14 protein-coding genes are annotated in these 14,481 nt (G+C 63.8%); 4 read left to right on the forward strand and 10 right to left on the reverse strand.

Features of this window, described 5'->3' with window-relative positions:
* Nucleotides 1-98 precede the first annotated feature (98 nt).
* The 9 genes from GGQ88_RS07840 to GGQ88_RS07880 all read right to left on the reverse strand — a co-directional run bounded on the left by GGQ88_RS07840 (nt 99) and on the right by GGQ88_RS07880 (nt 7,980).
* Nucleotides 99-2,564, reverse strand: a complete 2,466-nt coding sequence (locus GGQ88_RS07840; RefSeq protein WP_183612599.1) for a TonB-dependent receptor — start codon at nt 2,562-2,564, stop codon at nt 99-101.
* 82 nt (nt 2,565-2,646) lie between these two features.
* Complete coding sequence (locus tag GGQ88_RS07845) at nt 2,647-2,832, reverse strand: YezD family protein (protein ID WP_183612600.1); 186 nt, start codon at nt 2,830-2,832, stop codon at nt 2,647-2,649.
* A gap of 279 nt (nt 2,833-3,111) precedes the next feature.
* Nucleotides 3,112-3,348 (reverse strand): hypothetical protein, encoded by a 237-nt coding sequence (locus tag GGQ88_RS07850; protein ID WP_183612601.1) that lies wholly within the window; start codon nt 3,346-3,348, stop codon nt 3,112-3,114.
* Nucleotides 3,349-3,800: 452 nt separating this feature from the next.
* The gene (locus GGQ88_RS07855; protein WP_246385644.1) at nt 3,801-4,322 is read right to left on the reverse strand and encodes a cytochrome c family protein; all 522 of its coding nucleotides are present in this window, start codon (nt 4,320-4,322) and stop codon (nt 3,801-3,803) included.
* 9 nt (nt 4,323-4,331) lie between these two features.
* The gene (locus GGQ88_RS07860; protein ID WP_183612602.1) at nt 4,332-4,874 is read right to left on the reverse strand and encodes a methylamine dehydrogenase light chain; all 543 of its coding nucleotides are present in this window, start codon (nt 4,872-4,874) and stop codon (nt 4,332-4,334) included.
* Nucleotides 4,875-4,900: 26 nt separating this feature from the next.
* Nucleotides 4,901-5,506: a thioredoxin domain-containing protein gene (locus tag GGQ88_RS07865; RefSeq protein ID WP_183612603.1), complete on the reverse strand. Its 606-nt coding sequence runs from the start codon at nt 5,504-5,506 to the stop codon at nt 4,901-4,903.
* On the reverse strand, nt 5,503-6,054 hold the full coding sequence (locus GGQ88_RS07870) for a MauE/DoxX family redox-associated membrane protein (RefSeq protein WP_343057122.1): 552 nt from the start codon (nt 6,052-6,054) through the stop codon (nt 5,503-5,505). The genes GGQ88_RS07865 and GGQ88_RS07870 overlap by 4 nt, the downstream gene beginning before the upstream one ends.
* Nucleotides 6,051-7,211 (reverse strand): amine dehydrogenase large subunit, encoded by a 1,161-nt coding sequence (locus GGQ88_RS07875; protein WP_183612604.1) that lies wholly within the window; start codon nt 7,209-7,211, stop codon nt 6,051-6,053. Before GGQ88_RS07875 ends, GGQ88_RS07870 begins: the two co-directional genes overlap by 4 nt.
* Before the next feature lie 88 nt (nt 7,212-7,299).
* Nucleotides 7,300-7,980, reverse strand: coding sequence for a TetR/AcrR family transcriptional regulator (locus tag GGQ88_RS07880; protein ID WP_183612605.1), 681 nt, complete (start codon nt 7,978-7,980; stop codon nt 7,300-7,302).
* Nucleotides 7,981-8,135: 155 nt separating this feature from the next.
* Here GGQ88_RS07880 and GGQ88_RS07885 point away from each other — a divergent pair, with 155 nt between their 5' ends.
* The 4 genes from GGQ88_RS07885 to GGQ88_RS07900 are packed head-to-tail and all read left to right on the forward strand — an operon-like array spanning nt 8,136 to nt 12,319.
* On the forward strand, nt 8,136-8,639 hold the full coding sequence (locus GGQ88_RS07885) for a (2Fe-2S)-binding protein (protein WP_183612606.1): 504 nt from the start codon (nt 8,136-8,138) through the stop codon (nt 8,637-8,639).
* Nucleotides 8,636-10,798: a xanthine dehydrogenase family protein molybdopterin-binding subunit gene (locus GGQ88_RS07890; protein ID WP_183612607.1), complete on the forward strand. Its 2,163-nt coding sequence runs from the start codon at nt 8,636-8,638 to the stop codon at nt 10,796-10,798. The genes GGQ88_RS07885 and GGQ88_RS07890 overlap by 4 nt, the downstream gene beginning before the upstream one ends.
* A 10-nt stretch (nt 10,799-10,808) precedes the next feature.
* A complete protein-coding gene (locus GGQ88_RS07895; RefSeq protein WP_183612608.1) occupies nt 10,809-11,786 on the forward strand; it encodes an XdhC family protein in 978 nt (325 codons plus the stop codon).
* On the forward strand, nt 11,783-12,319 hold the full coding sequence (locus GGQ88_RS07900) for an NTP transferase domain-containing protein (protein WP_183612609.1): 537 nt from the start codon (nt 11,783-11,785) through the stop codon (nt 12,317-12,319). The genes GGQ88_RS07895 and GGQ88_RS07900 overlap by 4 nt, the downstream gene beginning before the upstream one ends.
* On the opposite strand, the gene GGQ88_RS07905 is transcribed toward GGQ88_RS07900, so the two are convergent.
* A complete protein-coding gene (locus GGQ88_RS07905) occupies nt 12,307-14,439 on the reverse strand; it encodes a penicillin acylase family protein (RefSeq protein WP_183612610.1) in 2,133 nt (710 codons plus the stop codon). The two genes, GGQ88_RS07900 and GGQ88_RS07905, sit on opposite strands and share 13 nt — an antisense overlap.
* Between the last annotated feature and the right edge of the window lie 42 nt (nt 14,440-14,481).

The following is a 14,481-nucleotide window of genomic DNA, read 5'->3' on the forward strand; positions in this document are numbered from 1 at the left end:
TCACCCTTTTGCGGAAATACTCGGCCGCGTGCGAAAGCAGAAGGGCCGGTGGACTGCTCCACCGACCCTCCGCGCGCACAAGCATCCGATAGAGGGAATCAGAACGCCGTGCGGACGGTGAGACCAAACGTGCGCGGATCGCCGGGCAGACCTGCAATCAGGCCGGTGTTGCCGGGACCGACGAACAGCTGCTCGAAGTAGTCCTGATCGAATGCATTGCGGACGAAGCCGTAGATGTCGAAGCCGCTGTCGGTCCGGAAGCCGAGGCGGAAGTTCGACAGCGAGTACCCGGCAACCTGCGTGTAGGCAGACGGCGACGGGTTCGACGAGAAGCTTGAGCGATAGCTGCCGTCGTAGCCGAGGTAGACCAAGCCGTCCTGCTTGAACAAGTCGACCGGGGCGTTGGCTTCGAAGCCCCACGAGACCGACCATTCGGACACGCCCGGCAGGCGCTGGCCCGAGATGTCGCAGTTTGCGGGGCTGAGCCCGCCGGGAGTTCCGGCAGCTCCCGGAACCTGCGCTCCAGTGGCGACGGTGCCGCCCGACAGCTCAGGCGGGCATGGCGCGTCGACGAACTTGCGGTAGGTGGCGTCGGTGTAGGCTGCATTGATGTACGTGTTGAAGCGTTCGTTCGGGCGGACCGAGAAGTCGGCCTCCACGCCTTGCGAGCGCACTGCGCCTGCGTTGGCGAGGTAACCCCGCAACACGCCGAACTGGCCGTTGTTGACGTTGGCCTGGTAGTCCTTGATGTCGGTACGGAAGATCGCGACGTTGAGGATTGCGTTCAGGTCGCGAAACTCGGTCTTGATGCCCGCTTCGTAGTGGCGCACCGATTCAGGTTTTACCGTGGCGGACGCAAGGATCGGGTTGTTGGCGGTGTCGGTGGGTACGCCGTTCTGGTTGATGCCGCCCGATTTGAAGGTCTTGGCGTACGTCGCGTAGAGCAGGATTCCCTCGGCCGCCTTGTAGCTGGCAGTGAAATCGTAGCTGAAATTCCAGTCGCTGAACTTTGGCGCGATCTCCTGCGGCGTGAAGATGCCGAGCTGCGCGGTCTTCGTCGGCGTGCTGGGGCTGCTGAGCAGGATTTCGTTGCCCGCGATGTCGAACACGCGGCGCTGGTAGAAGCCGTCCTTCTTGTCGTAGTTAACGCGCAGGCCGGGCTGCAGGGTCAGTTCAGGCGTCAGCTTGAAACTTGCCTGACCATAGACCGCGACACTGGTGTTCTTGAGATACTGCGAATTGCGCGCGGTCAGGCCATTCAGCACGTTCGAATTGTAGAGCGCATTGCTGGGCGCGAGGTTCCACTTGGTGGAGGCGCTGCCGTGCTGTTCGGTGCCCTGCGTGTCGATGCGCTGGTAGAAGCCGAATGCGCCGAGCACGAAGTCGAGCCGGTCGCCGCTGTAGTTGTAACGCAACTCCTGCGTGTACTGATCCTGCTGCGACGGGTTCTGCGACTTGCTGACGATCGGCAGGCCAGTGAAGTCGCGATCGTTCTGCGGCTTCCAGTCCCAAAAGCGCCACGCGGTGACCGATGTCAGCGTGCCCGGACCCACGTCCCACTTCACCTTGATCGATGCGCCGCCGATCTTGTTGCCTGCCTGAAGCGGTGAATCGAGATCTGTCACGCGGTCGAACGGGTTTGTGCTGGGTGCTGCGTAGTTCTGCGCGGCAGCTAGCGCGGCGTACTGGCGGTTGAGCGCACGCTGGGTCAGGCCGGTGCGAACGTAGACCGAGCCGCAGCAGGTGGCGTCTTGTTCGCTGTAGTCACCCGCGAGCGTGATGGTGAAGATGTCGCTCGGCTTGAATAGCAACTGACCGCGCAGGCCGAGGTTGTCCTGGCTCTGGATGTCCTGGTTGGTCTTGACGTTATAGATCGTGCCGCGACGATTGGTCGAGGATACCGCGAAACGTGCAGCGAGAGTATCGGTCAGCGGGCCGGAAACGGCGGCCTTGGCCTGGACGAAGTTGTAGTTGCCGACACTGACCTCGGCCTTGCCTTCGAAGTCGAAGGTCGGCTGGTTGGTGGTGATGTTGATCGCGCCGGCAGTAGTGTTTTTGCCGTAGAGCGTGCCCTGCGGCCCGCGCAACACTTCGATCTGCTTCACGTCGAGGAAATCGAACGTGGCCGAGGCGACGCGCGCATTGTAGACGTCATCGATGTAGATGCCGACGCCCTGCTCGATGCCGTCGTTGGTCAGGCCGAATGGTACGCCGAGGCCGCGGATGTTGACCGCAGTGTTGCGCGGGTTGGACGAGTAGAACTGCAGCGTCGGTGTTAGCTGTTGGAGCCGGCCGACGTTGAAGCTGCCGGTGCTGTCGATGTGTTCACCGCCGACCACGGAAATGGCAAGCGGAACGCTTTGTGCGGTTTCCGAGCGACGGCGCGCAGTGACGACAATGGCGCCGCTGTCGCTCGCGCCGGTGCCGACCGAAGTGGTCTGCGGGTCGGCGGTTGCTTCAGCGTCGGATGACGGGGCGGCCGGGATTGGCGTTTCGGCTGCGTTTGCATGTGAGACGAGCGCAAGGGAAGCTGCCCCCGCAGCGAGCAAGTGACGGACTTTCATTGATGACCTCATGATGGTGTCGGGGCTACGCTTCCGGATGACCGGTCGGCGGCTCGGTTGTTCTTTGTTTGCTGCTGCCCGATCAGTTCGGCTTGAGCCGTCGCTTTTCGGTAACGTCGATCTGTACGACCCGGCCTTCGTGGACGGTCAGTGAAACATTGCCATAACGCAGCCCGGTCAGGGCCTCGCGTACGCAGGCGATGCTTTCCTCAACGTGCCGTCCATCGTCTGGAAGGGTACTGCTCCGGACGTTGGAAAGTTCGGTCATCGTCGGTCGATCCCCGGTTGTGGCTGATTCGATTGTCTTGCAACACCCTTAAACTCAACTGATATAATAGACATTAAAGAAGGATTGTCTACCGAAGAAGTTGAGCTTTCAGCTCAGTATCGGGGGGCGCCAAATACTAGCGCGGACGCATGCTCGTTCCCGCCGACACTGACCTTGATAGGCGCGCGAATTCGGAGCCGAAACGTGACCACAAAAAACGGGGACATTTCTGCCCCCGCTCTGCGTTCGAGAAGTGGGCGCACGCCTGCGCCTGTCAGGTCACGACGATGCAACCAGTCGCAACTGAGGCCGCGCATCCACCTGTACCGAGCGATTATCGTCTTCAGCCGACATGCTGGCGCGCAGGCAATCCACCGCCATGGCCAGATGGAGTGCCGCCATCGCCTGTCCGTGAATATCCAGGTCATCGAGCGCTTCCGTCAGGCTCTCGCAGACATCTTCCAACGCTCTTGCCGTCGCTTGCATGGTGATGGTCTTTCCCTCGGTGTAGGGCAACCGTCCATACACGATGTTGCCCGTTGCTTTTGCGACTACGTTCCGGGTGGTAATCCGGTTCCTGCCGCACAAAAGGAGAGAAAGCACCGCTTATGAGCAATCTCGACTACGGCCGGACATGGCGTGGTGTGAGGCTTGCGCAAAATACTTACACTGCTGCTAGTTACGGGGAGCGCGGACAAGGCGTCGCAGTTTTACAGTCCGATCCATTCAGGCTGGAACCAGTTCCGTTTCGGCAAGACCTTAGCCTTATGGGCTGGCACGGGGCATGTCTCGGGCTTCGCGCGACCCGCCGAGCGCTCATCGGAAATCGATTCGGTCGATCGAAAGTCCGCAATCCTTCGTTGACCATCACTCGACCAGCGCGAAAATCTCCCAGCCAGCCGTGCCAATGGCTGCGCAAATTAATCGTCCGAACCCGAACTTTAAACCCCCCATCGGGCACATCGGCGTCAGCGCGGTTTGTAGAAATCGCGGAAGGAGGCTGGCGCACCGCATTTGCGGATCGCGGTTTCGACATGACGACGCCGCTCGGTAACCAGCGATGCCGAGGTAAGCGCGAACTGGCGTTCGTGACCGACTTCGGCGGCGGTGAAGGGTTTGGTGCCGGGCAGCACGCTATCGCCGCCGATCGCGAAGACCATGAAGTTGAGCATGTCTGCCAGTTGCGCGTTGTCGGTCAGGCGGCTCTTGGCGATGTTGGGCAGGCGCAGCAGATAGGCGCGGGTATCAGGCGTGCACATCATGTAGCCGACCCGGCCCCGCAATTCGGGCAGTTTTGCCGGGGCCGAGATGCCCTGCACGCCGTGGCACCCGGCGCAGTGCTCGACATAGTCGGCGCGCGCCAATTCAGGATCGACCAGCGCCGCCAATCCTCGCGCCACCGTGGCAGCACGTGGATCGTCCTTTGCCGCGAGCGCAGGCGCCAACACGGACAGCGCAGCGACACCTGCGGCAAGGGCGATCAGCCGCATGGTTCCGGATCAGGCCGCGCCGATCATCATCGCGGTCGAGCAGTGGTATTCCATGCTGCTCGTGCCGAAGCACCAGATGACGTTGTTGTTGAGCTGCGGGAGGTACAACTGCGTCGCGCGGTCGGTGTTGTCGCAACCGCACTGCCCGCAGGAGGGCTTTCCGCAGCAATCACGGTAGGCGATCATGTAGGCCTTGCCATCATCGGGATTGATGCACGATCCGACCCACGACACCGGCGAGGGTTCGGAGCCAGCCGGACACGAATGTATCCCACCGCCGCAGCAGGTGCACAGGGTGCCGTCAATTGCGCAGTAGCGCCAGTAATCGCACTTGGTGTCGTCCTTCGTCTGCGCGTTGCGTGCAAACGCGGTCTTGGCCTCGGGCGTGCGATCGGGCTTTGCGGCCTCGGCGCGGCTGACCGGCAGCAGCGGGAATACCGGTGCTGCGACCAGGGCGAGGCCGAGGCGTGAAAGGATGCCGCGGCGGGAGGTGCGACCGGCGAAGCGGCGCAGCAGGTTTTCGCCAATCGCGTCGGGATTGAACTTGGTCATGAAAATGCCCCCTTCTCGTCCCGCGCTCAGGCGGCCTGAACCTTGTTGAGCCCGGAAATGTAGTCCTGCACGGTCGCGACGCCCATCTCATGTGCCACGATCAGACTTTCGAGATGTTCGCGGCTGTTGACGAGACCCTTCGAGAGGATCGTGCCGTCGGCATCGAGCAGCACGGCGTATGGCAGCTTGCCGATTTCGAAGGCCTGGCCGACTTCGGGTCCGTTGATGAAGCGGTAGCTTTCGAGGCCGTGCGCGGCGATCATCTTGTGCTGCGCCGATGCGTCGTCATCGCCGACGAAAGTCAGGTCGAGCCGTTCGTCGTGCGCGAACGATCGCGCGACCGGGATCAGGCCCTTGCACAATGGGCATGTGGCCGAGACGAACATCAGCAGGCGCAGCGGCGTGCTGGCCGACGGTCCGCCGACGATGACGTCCTTGCCGTCGAGCGTGTGTGCCGGCACGACGGGGGCCTTGCCACCGACTGCGGGGCCGGCGTTGGTCGTGAGCGCACCTGCCGGAGCAACGCGCATGTGCAGCACGCCGACCTGCCGGGCGAGTGCGAGCAGGGTCAGGACCAGCCCGAGGATGACGACCCAGGATATGACCTGGCTGACGATGAGTGCGGTCATCATCGGGAATTCCTTTCCATGGCGGCAAGCGGGCCGCTGGCGAGCGCCGAAAGCGCATTGACGAGGTGCGTCAGGAGATAGAGCGCGAGGCCGCCGGCCAGCGAAATCAGCCATTCGGCCGATCCGAACGCGGGCGTCGTCGCCAGCGTAGGGACGAGCAGTAGTGCCAGTACGATGTTGCGGACGACGAGCGCGCGACTGAGCGGCTGGCGCAGTTCGGAGCGGCCGCAGCCGCAATCGATGTGAGCCCGCCCTCGCCCGATGTTGACCGCCATTGCGGCGGCGAAAACCAGCAGCATGGCGATCGCGGGCACTGCAGCGAGACGTGATCCGCCGATGAGCGCAATGCCTGTGGCGAGTTCGGTGAACGGGAGCGAGGTTGCAACCGGCGCGACCAGAGCATCGGGGAGCAGGCGGTAATTGGCGACGACGCCGGGAAACAGCGCGCGGCTACGCAGCTTTGCGACCGACGCAGTCAGAAACACCAGCCCGACCCCGATCGCCGCCGCGCCGCCGGTCACGGCAAGCGCGGATGGCAGGAGCGCGCTCACATCGGCTCCACGACGGTGATGTGGCCGCCACCGGCGTTTTCGATGGTGTGCTTGATCTCGCCGGTTTTCGAATCGATCACGCGGGCGTTGTTCTTGTTGTCGGTGACCATGATCATCGCGGCATCGTCCTGCGTGATCTCGATGTTGCCGCCGCCGTCCTTGATCGGAAAGCGCTTGGTGACCTTCTTCGTGGCAAGGTCGACCGCCCAGATTTCCTCTGCGCTTTCCTTGGGGCTCCAGTATTCACCCTTGTGCATAAGCACGTAAAGCGTAGCCGTGGGCCGGTGGAGCGCCATGACCTGCATGCCGCCCGGGTACCAGTTGATGTCGAGCGGCTTGGTATCGGCGACGCGCAGACCCGCTGCCTGCTGGATCGAGAAAGGGGCGCCGATGGTTGGCTTTGCGCCGATCGAAGCGACGCTGATCAGGCCGGTGTAGGTAAGGAACACCGCCTGCTTCTTTTTGCGATCATAGGCGAAGTTCGAGAAAATCGGGTCGGCCGCGGCGTCGAAGAACGGTTCGGTCCGGGTGATTTCCTGTGTGCTGCCCTTGATCGCGACGGTCGCCAGCGTGCCATCGGCGCACAGTGATGAGAAACCGACGCCGGGGTTGGGAATGATGTTGGCGCAACCGGGCAGTTCGATCGCGCGTACGAACTTGCGCTTGACCAGATCGATCACGTTGACCGACGAGGCTGGGTCGAAATTGTAGTCGTAGGCGGTCTTGCCGTCGTCGGTGATGACGAAGTTGGTCTTGAGCCCGCCGATGACCAGACGCCCCGGCGTGGGGATTTCGGTGAGCAGTTTCAGCGTTTTCGCGTCATAGACCGAGACCATGTCCTGCCGCGTGCCGCGGTTGCCCTTGGACCAGATGGTTTCGGCGACATAATAGGCCTTGCCGGCAGGATCGATCCCGAGGTCGGAATCGCGCCCGGTGGCGATCATGCCGACCATCTTGCCGGTAGCGGAATCGAAGATGCTCGACCCATTGGAGCCCCAGCCACCGCGCACAAAGAACCAGCCGGATTTCGGCGCGTCCATGGTCATGACCGTCGCTTCCTCGGCCTCACCGGTTTCGGCAAGGACAGGTGCCGCGAACGCCCCTGCTATCACACTTGCCAAAAGCATTCCCGCCAACTTGGCTTGACCCAGAGTCATAACGGCCCCCTTGCCTGTACGCGGCAAGTCTTGACGTACGTCCAGTGTCAGTCAAGCACCTTGTTTGCAGTTGCGAAAGAGCGCGAGATCAGGAGCGGTCGACCATGCCTGCAATTTCCTGCGGGGTAATGGTCTTGGCCATGTGTACCAGCGAGTGTACCGCAATCGCGGTAAACGCCCGCATCCTGCTCGCCCAGGGTTTTTCATAGCCCAGGAACGGAGTCGAACCCTCCATCGAAGCACTGATGAAAATCGCGACCGAGCGCACCTCTTCACTGTTCAGCGCAGGATTAAGCTCGGCGACGTATTCGGCGATCGTGTCGTGGACGCTGTGGTAGAACACGCGCACGCGATCGTCGACGAAGGCGCTGTGATTGGCCAGCGCCCACAGTTCGGTGAACAGGCGCGTGGTGCGCTTTCCTGCGATATCGTCGAGACACAGCACGATGATCAGGCGCAGACGTTCCTCGGCATCGAGGCCCGGCTGGCGCACGGTGCGGTCGAGCACCTTGCCGTAGCTTTGCAGGATGTCGTCGAGCAGGACCTGAATCAGCTGCTCTTTCTTGGGGAAATGATAGCTGACGTTGCCGACCTTCATCCCGCATTCGGCAGCGATGCGGCGGATGGTAAATGCGCCAGCGCCTTCGTCGATCAGGACGCGCATTGCCGCCTTGATGATCGCGTCCACCGTCTCAGTACCGCGCACGTAGGTGCCGGGTCGCGGGGCAGACGGAAGATCGGGTGCGGGAGTGTCCGGGCTGGCAGCCATGGGCAGCGCATAACACCAAGGTCGAGCTCGCGCCACCGTGCGTCTCAACAAGGCGCTTGACCCCAGCTTGATGGCTGTCCAGATTCTCGACCGAGCGGGGCTGCGCGAGGGATTTCCGCCGTGCCGTGCCCAGAAAAATCTAAGGATACAATGCGATGAGCGTGTCTCTCACCGTGAACGGACGCAAGCGCGTGGTCGATTCCGACGCGGACAAGCCCCTGTTGTGGGTGCTGCGCGAGGATCTCGACATGCCCGGGACCAAGTTCGGGTGTGGCGCGGGCCTGTGCGGGGCGTGTACGGTGCACCTTGACGGAGAGGCCGTACGATCATGCCAGACGCCGATTTCGGACGCGGCAGGCAAGGCTATCACGACGATCGAAGGCGTTGCCGCTAGCGCCATCGGCAAACGCGTGACCGACGCGTGGGTCGCGCTCGACGTGCCGCAGTGCGGGTACTGTCAGGCGGGCCAGATCATGTCCGCCACCGCGCTGCTCAAGCAGAATGCCAAGCCGAGCGCCGAGGATATCGACGGCTGGATGAGCGGCAATATCTGTCGGTGTTCGACCTATTTGCGGATTCGCGCGGCGATCCGGCAGGCGGCAGGTCTTCCGGCGGAAGTTGCGCTGTTCGATGCTGCCGATGGGGAGCAGGTCGCATGAACAATGCAGCAGTCCTGAACCGTCGTTCCTTCATGGTGGCATCGCTGACCGGTGGCGTAGTGCTGACGCTGGACGCGTCACTCACGCTTGCAGCGGCGGCGCCCGGTGCCGCGCCCGACGTGCTCAACGCCTTTGTGCGGATCAACGCGGACAACACGGTCACCATCGGCGCGAAGAATCCCGAGATCGGCCAGGGCGTGAAGGTCATGCTGCCGATGCTGATCGCCGAGGAGATGGATCTGGCGTGGGAGCAGGTCAGGATCGAGCAGACCGACGCTGACGAAAAGCTCTATGGGCCGCAAGTCGCAGGCGGAAGCACCGCTACGCCGCGCAACTGGCTGCCGATGCGGCAGGTCGGCGCGGGCGCGCGGGCGATGCTGGTCGCGGCGGCGGCAAAGCAGTGGGGCGTCGATGCTGGGGCGCTGACGACGGCGCGGGGCGCGGTGCTGCACAAGGCGAGCGGCAAGAGCCTGACCTACGCGTCGCTGGGCAAGGCTGCGGCGGCTGAGGCTGCGCCGGATCTCGCCAAGGTTGCGCTGAAGGACCCGGCCAAATTCACAATCATCGGCCAGTCCAAGATGGGCGTGGACGTGCCCAAGATCGTCAAGGGCGAACCACTGTTCGGCATCGACACCCGCGTGCCAGGCATGGTCCACGCGGCGGTGATGAAGTGTCCGGCGCACGGCGGGACGGTTGCCTCGTTTGACGATGCGGCAGTCAAGGCGATCCCCGGCGTGATTGCGGTGATTGCAGTCAACAGCGGATTCGTGCCCGAGGGCAAGACCGACACGCTACTGATCGTGGCGGACAGCTGGTGGAAGGCGAGCAAGGCGCGCGAGAAGCTGGTGGTGAAGTGGGACGATGCTGCCGTCACCGGGTTCTCGACCGCGAAGTACGAGAAGGACGCGGCCGCGCTATTCGCGCAAACTCCGCAGGCGAGCTTGTTCAAGGCCGGCGATGCCGATGCGGCGCTGGCCAAGGCGGCCAAAGTGATCAAGGCGGACTACGACTATCCGTTTCTCGCGCATGCCTCGCTCGAGCCGCAAAATTGCACCGCGCTGTTCAAGGATGGCAAGCTGGAGATCTGGGTGCCGAGCCAGAACCCCGGACAGGGCCGGGCCGAGACTGCCAAGCTCTGCGGGCTGTCGCCCGACGATCTGACGATCCATCTGACGCGCATGGGCGGCGGCTTCGGTCGGCGGTTGATGAACGATTACATGGTCATCGCGGGACAGGCGGCCAAGGCGCTGCCGGGCAAGCCGGTCAAGGTGCTGTACGACCGGACCGACGACTTCCGCCACGATTTCTACCGGCCTGCCGGGTGGCATCGGTTTACCGCCGGGCTGGACGCTGGCGGCGCGTTGGTGGCGCTCAAGAACCACTTTGTCACCTTCGGCAAGGACGGCAAGCCGATCCGCGCGGCGCAGATGGCGATCACCGAATATCCCGCGCCGGTCGTACCGAACGTCGATCTGGACGTCAGCTACATGGCGACCAACCTTGCGACGGGCTGGCTGCGTGCGCCGAGCTCGAACGCGATGTCGTTCGTGTTCCAGTCATTCATGGACGAGGTCGCCGAGGCTGCCGGCATCGATCTGCCCGAACTGATGCGGCGCACGCTGGGCGCGCCGCGCGAGATTCCGGGCGAGCGCGTGGCCTTTCATACCGGACGAGCGCGCGCCGTGATCGACGCGGTGTGCAAAAACGCCGGGTGGAAGGGCCGCCAGAAGGGGCGCGGCTTCGGGTTCTATTTCAGCCATCTCGGCTATTTCGCCGAAGTCGTCGATATCGGCGTTTCCGATGGCGTGGTGAAGATCGACAAGGTGTGGATGGCGGGCGACGTCGGGTCGCAGATCATCAACCCGATCAATGCCTTGCATCAGGCGCAGGGGGCGGCGATCGAAGGCTTGGGCCAGGCGATGATCGGGCAGAAACTGGTGCAGGAAATGGGTGCGATCACCGCCGAGAACTTCGGCGACTTCGCGCTGATGCGGATCGACGCGGTACCGCGCGAGATCGCCGTGGAGTTTCTCAAGACCGATTTCCCGCCGACTGGATTGGGCGAACCGGCCCTGCCCCCGGTCATCCCGGCACTGGCAAATGCGATTTACGCCACGACCGGAAAGCGTCATCGCCGTCTGCCGCTGGAGATGATATAGCCCCGCGCGCATGATCGCCACAACACCTGTTGATATCCTCCGCTTTCTGGCCGAGCGCGCTAGCGAAAGCGTGCCCTGCGTCATCGTAACGCTGGTCGCGATCGAAGGCGGCTCATCGCGTGCGGTTGGCGCACAGATGGCGGTTGCGGCCGACGGGAGGCGCATCGGATCGTTCTCGGGCGGGTGCATCGAGGACGCGGTGGTTGCCGAGGCGCTTGAAACGCTGGACGAGAGCTGGGGCCGCGTGGTGCGCTACGGCGTCGGATCACCCTACATCGACTTGCGCCTGCCATGCGGCGGCGGGATAGACCTGCTGTTCACCCCGCGCCCCGATCCGGCGGCGATTGGCGAGGTGCTGGCGGCGCTCGAACAGCGCTGTTCGGTCGCGCTCGTGCTGGATTGCGATGGTGTGGAGCGGGCGAGTGAGGCCTTGCCACGTGCGTGGGATGGCAAATCGCTCGTCCACGCCTATCAGCCGCCGTTGCGCGTTGTCGTGCTTGGGCAGGGCGAGGAACTGACCGCCTTCGCGCGGCTTGGCGCGGCGTTCGGAGCGCAGATCGATGCGTACACGCCCGATGAGTCCGACGCGGCATTGCTGACCGCGCAGGACGTGGCCGTGACGCAGCTGACCTCGCGCAAGACCTTGCCCGCAATCGAGAGCGATCCGTGGACCGCTGTCATTTTTCTGTTCCACGGGCGTGATTGGGAGGAGCATCTGCTGCCCGAGGCGCTCGGCCTGCGGGCATTCTATACCGGTGCGATCGGCAGTCGCCGCACCCATGCCACGCGGCTTGCGGCCCTTGCGGAGGCGGGTGTAAGCGCCGAGCGGATCAAGGCTCTTCGTGGCCACATCGGGCTGATCCCGGCAACGCGTGATCCTGCGACGCTGGCGATTTCGGTGCTGGCCGAGATCGTGGCCGACTACAACGCGCTGGCGCATTGGACGCACTGGATGGGACGCCCGCTGCAGACCGCCGAGGCAAAGTGACTGCGCTGATCCTGCTTGCTGCCGGGCGCGGCTCGCGGTTCGGCGGGGCCAAGCTGGGGGCGGACCTGGCGGGAAAGCCGCTTGCCCGTCATGCTGCGGACCGGCTCGCCGCAATGGCGTTTACACGGCACATCGCGGTCTGCTCAACCGCGACACCTGAGCTGCCTGGGTTCGAGCGGCTGTTGCTCGATCCAGTGGACGCGCCGCTGTCGCGATCTATCGCGATGGGCATCGCCGCGCTGGACCATGAGGATGCGGCGCTGATCGCGCTCGCCGACATGCCGCTGGTGACGATCGAACATTTCCAAAGGCTGCTCGAACACTTCGACGGCGACCGGGTCGGAACGCGCGTGGGTAACGTGACGATGGTTCCGGCAATGTTCGGCGCGCGGCGGTTTGCGGCGCTGAAGGCGCTGGATGGCGACCGCGGTGCAGGGGCGCTGTTGCGCGATGCGTCTGCGGTGACGCTTGACCCGGCACTGGCGCTCGATGTCGATACGCCGGACGACCTGGCCGCGCTTCAGGGCTTGTAGCTGCGCTCTACGTGGCCTGCGAGGTCGCTTGCATAGAAATAGACAGGGCGCAGTTTTCCGCTGGCATAGAGTGCGGCCTGATCATTGAAGTGAGGCGAACTCTCGCGCCCGCTGGCACCGCCCGAGGAGACCGCCATCGCCTTTACGCGCGCACCGAATTCGACGACGGCGACGAAGCTGTTGCCGCTGGTGCCGTACCAGCGCTTCGTGCCGGGATACTGTCGCGCGCCGAACGAGGCGAGCGAGCCCCAACGGGCCGACGCGAACACTACGGGCAGGCTGGGCTTGTCGTCGGCGAAGGGCTGGACGATGGCGGCGCCAGTGCGCTGGTAGCGATTGACCTGCCCCCAAGGCACGCTCCAGCCGCCCCAATCCTTGTCCATGCGCGCGACCGCGCGGCGGAGGGCGTCACGGCGCTGGGCGGGTGATGTCTTGCGCATTTCGTCGAACACATTGGCGTGGGCGCGAAGACTGGCACGCACGGTCGTTTCCAGCTCATCACCCCAGTAATTGGCGAGCGTCATCGCTTCGGACTGCGCCGACCAGCGGCGGTCCCAAGCCTTGAGCATCGCGACCGGACCTGCGAGCGGGTCGCCATCAGGCAAGTCGGGGAGCCCTGGGATTAGCTGTTCGAACAGCGGCATGTGCGGATCGTAAGCCAGCGCATGCAGGCTATCGAGGGTCAGGCCCTTGGCTATGCCGAGCAATTCAAGCGCGTGGTCGCCGCGCGGGTTGGCCCCGACCTGATCGAAGGTGGCGGCATAGCGCGCCGGATCGCGCGTCCCCTCGCCCGCCGCACGCCAGGGCGCATCGTTGGAGTTGTAGAGCCAGCCCGACGACGGGTTGAAGATGTCCGGCCGCTCCTTCGCGCTATAAACGCCGTTCCAGTCGGCCGCAGCGTTGGCCCCATCGACCGGATCGCGATAGTCGAACCGGGCATCGCGGCGGGGCGAGAACTGCGGCATAAGCAGCGCGATGTTGCCGGCACGATCGGCGAAAAGCGTGTTGTTCGACGAATTGGCATTCAGAGTCGCGACTTTTAGATATTCGGCCTGCGACTTCGCCTTGGTCCGTAGCCACGACTGGCTAAGCGCCGCGACCGGCTTGTGCATCAGCGACAGAGTGATCCACTGCCGGCTCTTGTCGCGGCTGTCGTCCCGTACGACCGGTCCATGGTCGCTGGCATAGGTGGTGAAGGTACGCTCGCCAAGGCTGCCGTCGGGCTGGCGAAAGCGCAGCGTGACCCGCTTCTCGGTGAATGGCTTCAGCGAATCTCCACGGGCATAGAACCACTTGTCTCCCTGCCGGGTGACCTTCTCCACGAATTCGTCGACGTTGTCCGCACCGCTGGTGGTGTGCATCCAGCCGAGGTGTTCGTTGAAGCCCTGGTAGATGAAGAACTGACCCCAGGTCGATGCGCCGTAGGCATGCAGCCCCTCCCCGCTCTCCATCGCCAGTTCCGAACGGAAGAACAGCGAGGTGTGCGGGTTGATCAGCAGCAGCGCGTTGCCGTTGGCCGTCAGCTTCGGCGCGATGGCGATACCGTTCGAGCCGCGCGGCTCGCGGTCTCGGATTGCTTCGCGCGAGAGCGCCAGCGGAGTGACGGTGCCGCCGTAGAAGGTCGCGAGCGGCCTCAGCCCGGCCTTCTCGATATCGCCGCCGATCGAGCCTTCAGTGAACGACAGCGCCATCCACGGTTCGAACCGGGCGATAACGCGCGGCTTTTCCTGAGGGTGCGTGGCGATGTAGTGATTGAGCCCTTCGGCCCAGGCGTCCATCAGCTTGCGCAGCCATGCAGGCGACTCGGCGTAATCGCGCTTCAATGCTTCGTGATCGATCCACAAACGCTGGCGCAAATCCTGCCACAACGCGGCCTCGCCGTCCGCTTCGGCGGTGCGGCCCAGCGCAGTGAGCAGGTTGGCCTCGACGCGGGGGAAATCATCCTCGGCCTGGGCGTAGATCGCACCGAACACCGCGTCGGCATCGGTCTTGCCGGTGACGTGGGCGATGCCCCAATCGTCGCGCGTGATCGTCACATCGCGAGGGACCGCCATGGCGGGAGCCGCCGCGAGAGCCAGCGTGAGCGAAAGAACGTTGCGGGAAAGGCGCGAACATCTCATCGTGGCGATGCTAACGCCTTTCCCGCAACTTGGCGAAGAGAT

The organism is Novosphingobium hassiacum (genome assembly GCF_014196055.1).
GTDB classification, from domain to species: Bacteria; Pseudomonadota; Alphaproteobacteria; order Sphingomonadales; family Sphingomonadaceae; genus Novosphingobium; species Novosphingobium hassiacum.

What these genes read in the sequence shown, in the direction of transcription:
- GGQ88_RS07840 (WP_183612599.1), bottom strand. Translation starts at nt 2,564, where the DNA reads ATGAAAGTCCGTCACTTGCTCGCTGCGGGGGCAGCTTCCCTTGCGCTC.
- GGQ88_RS07845 (WP_183612600.1), bottom strand. Translation starts at nt 2,832, where the DNA reads ATGACCGAACTTTCCAACGTCCGGAGCAGTACCCTTCCAGACGATGGA.
- GGQ88_RS07855 (WP_246385644.1), bottom strand. Translation starts at nt 4,322, where the DNA reads ATGCGGCTGATCGCCCTTGCCGCAGGTGTCGCTGCGCTGTCCGTGTTG.
- GGQ88_RS07860 (WP_183612602.1), bottom strand. Translation starts at nt 4,874, where the DNA reads ATGACCAAGTTCAATCCCGACGCGATTGGCGAAAACCTGCTGCGCCGC.
- GGQ88_RS07865 (WP_183612603.1), bottom strand. Translation starts at nt 5,506, where the DNA reads ATGATGACCGCACTCATCGTCAGCCAGGTCATATCCTGGGTCGTCATC.
- GGQ88_RS07875 (WP_183612604.1), bottom strand. Translation starts at nt 7,211, where the DNA reads ATGACTCTGGGTCAAGCCAAGTTGGCGGGAATGCTTTTGGCAAGTGTG.
- GGQ88_RS07880 (WP_183612605.1), bottom strand. Translation starts at nt 7,980, where the DNA reads ATGGCTGCCAGCCCGGACACTCCCGCACCCGATCTTCCGTCTGCCCCG.
- GGQ88_RS07885 (WP_183612606.1), top strand. Translation starts at nt 8,136, where the DNA reads ATGAGCGTGTCTCTCACCGTGAACGGACGCAAGCGCGTGGTCGATTCC.
- GGQ88_RS07890 (WP_183612607.1), top strand. Translation starts at nt 8,636, where the DNA reads ATGAACAATGCAGCAGTCCTGAACCGTCGTTCCTTCATGGTGGCATCG.
- GGQ88_RS07895 (WP_183612608.1), top strand. Translation starts at nt 10,809, where the DNA reads ATGATCGCCACAACACCTGTTGATATCCTCCGCTTTCTGGCCGAGCGC.
- GGQ88_RS07905 (WP_183612610.1), bottom strand. Translation starts at nt 14,439, where the DNA reads ATGAGATGTTCGCGCCTTTCCCGCAACGTTCTTTCGCTCACGCTGGCT.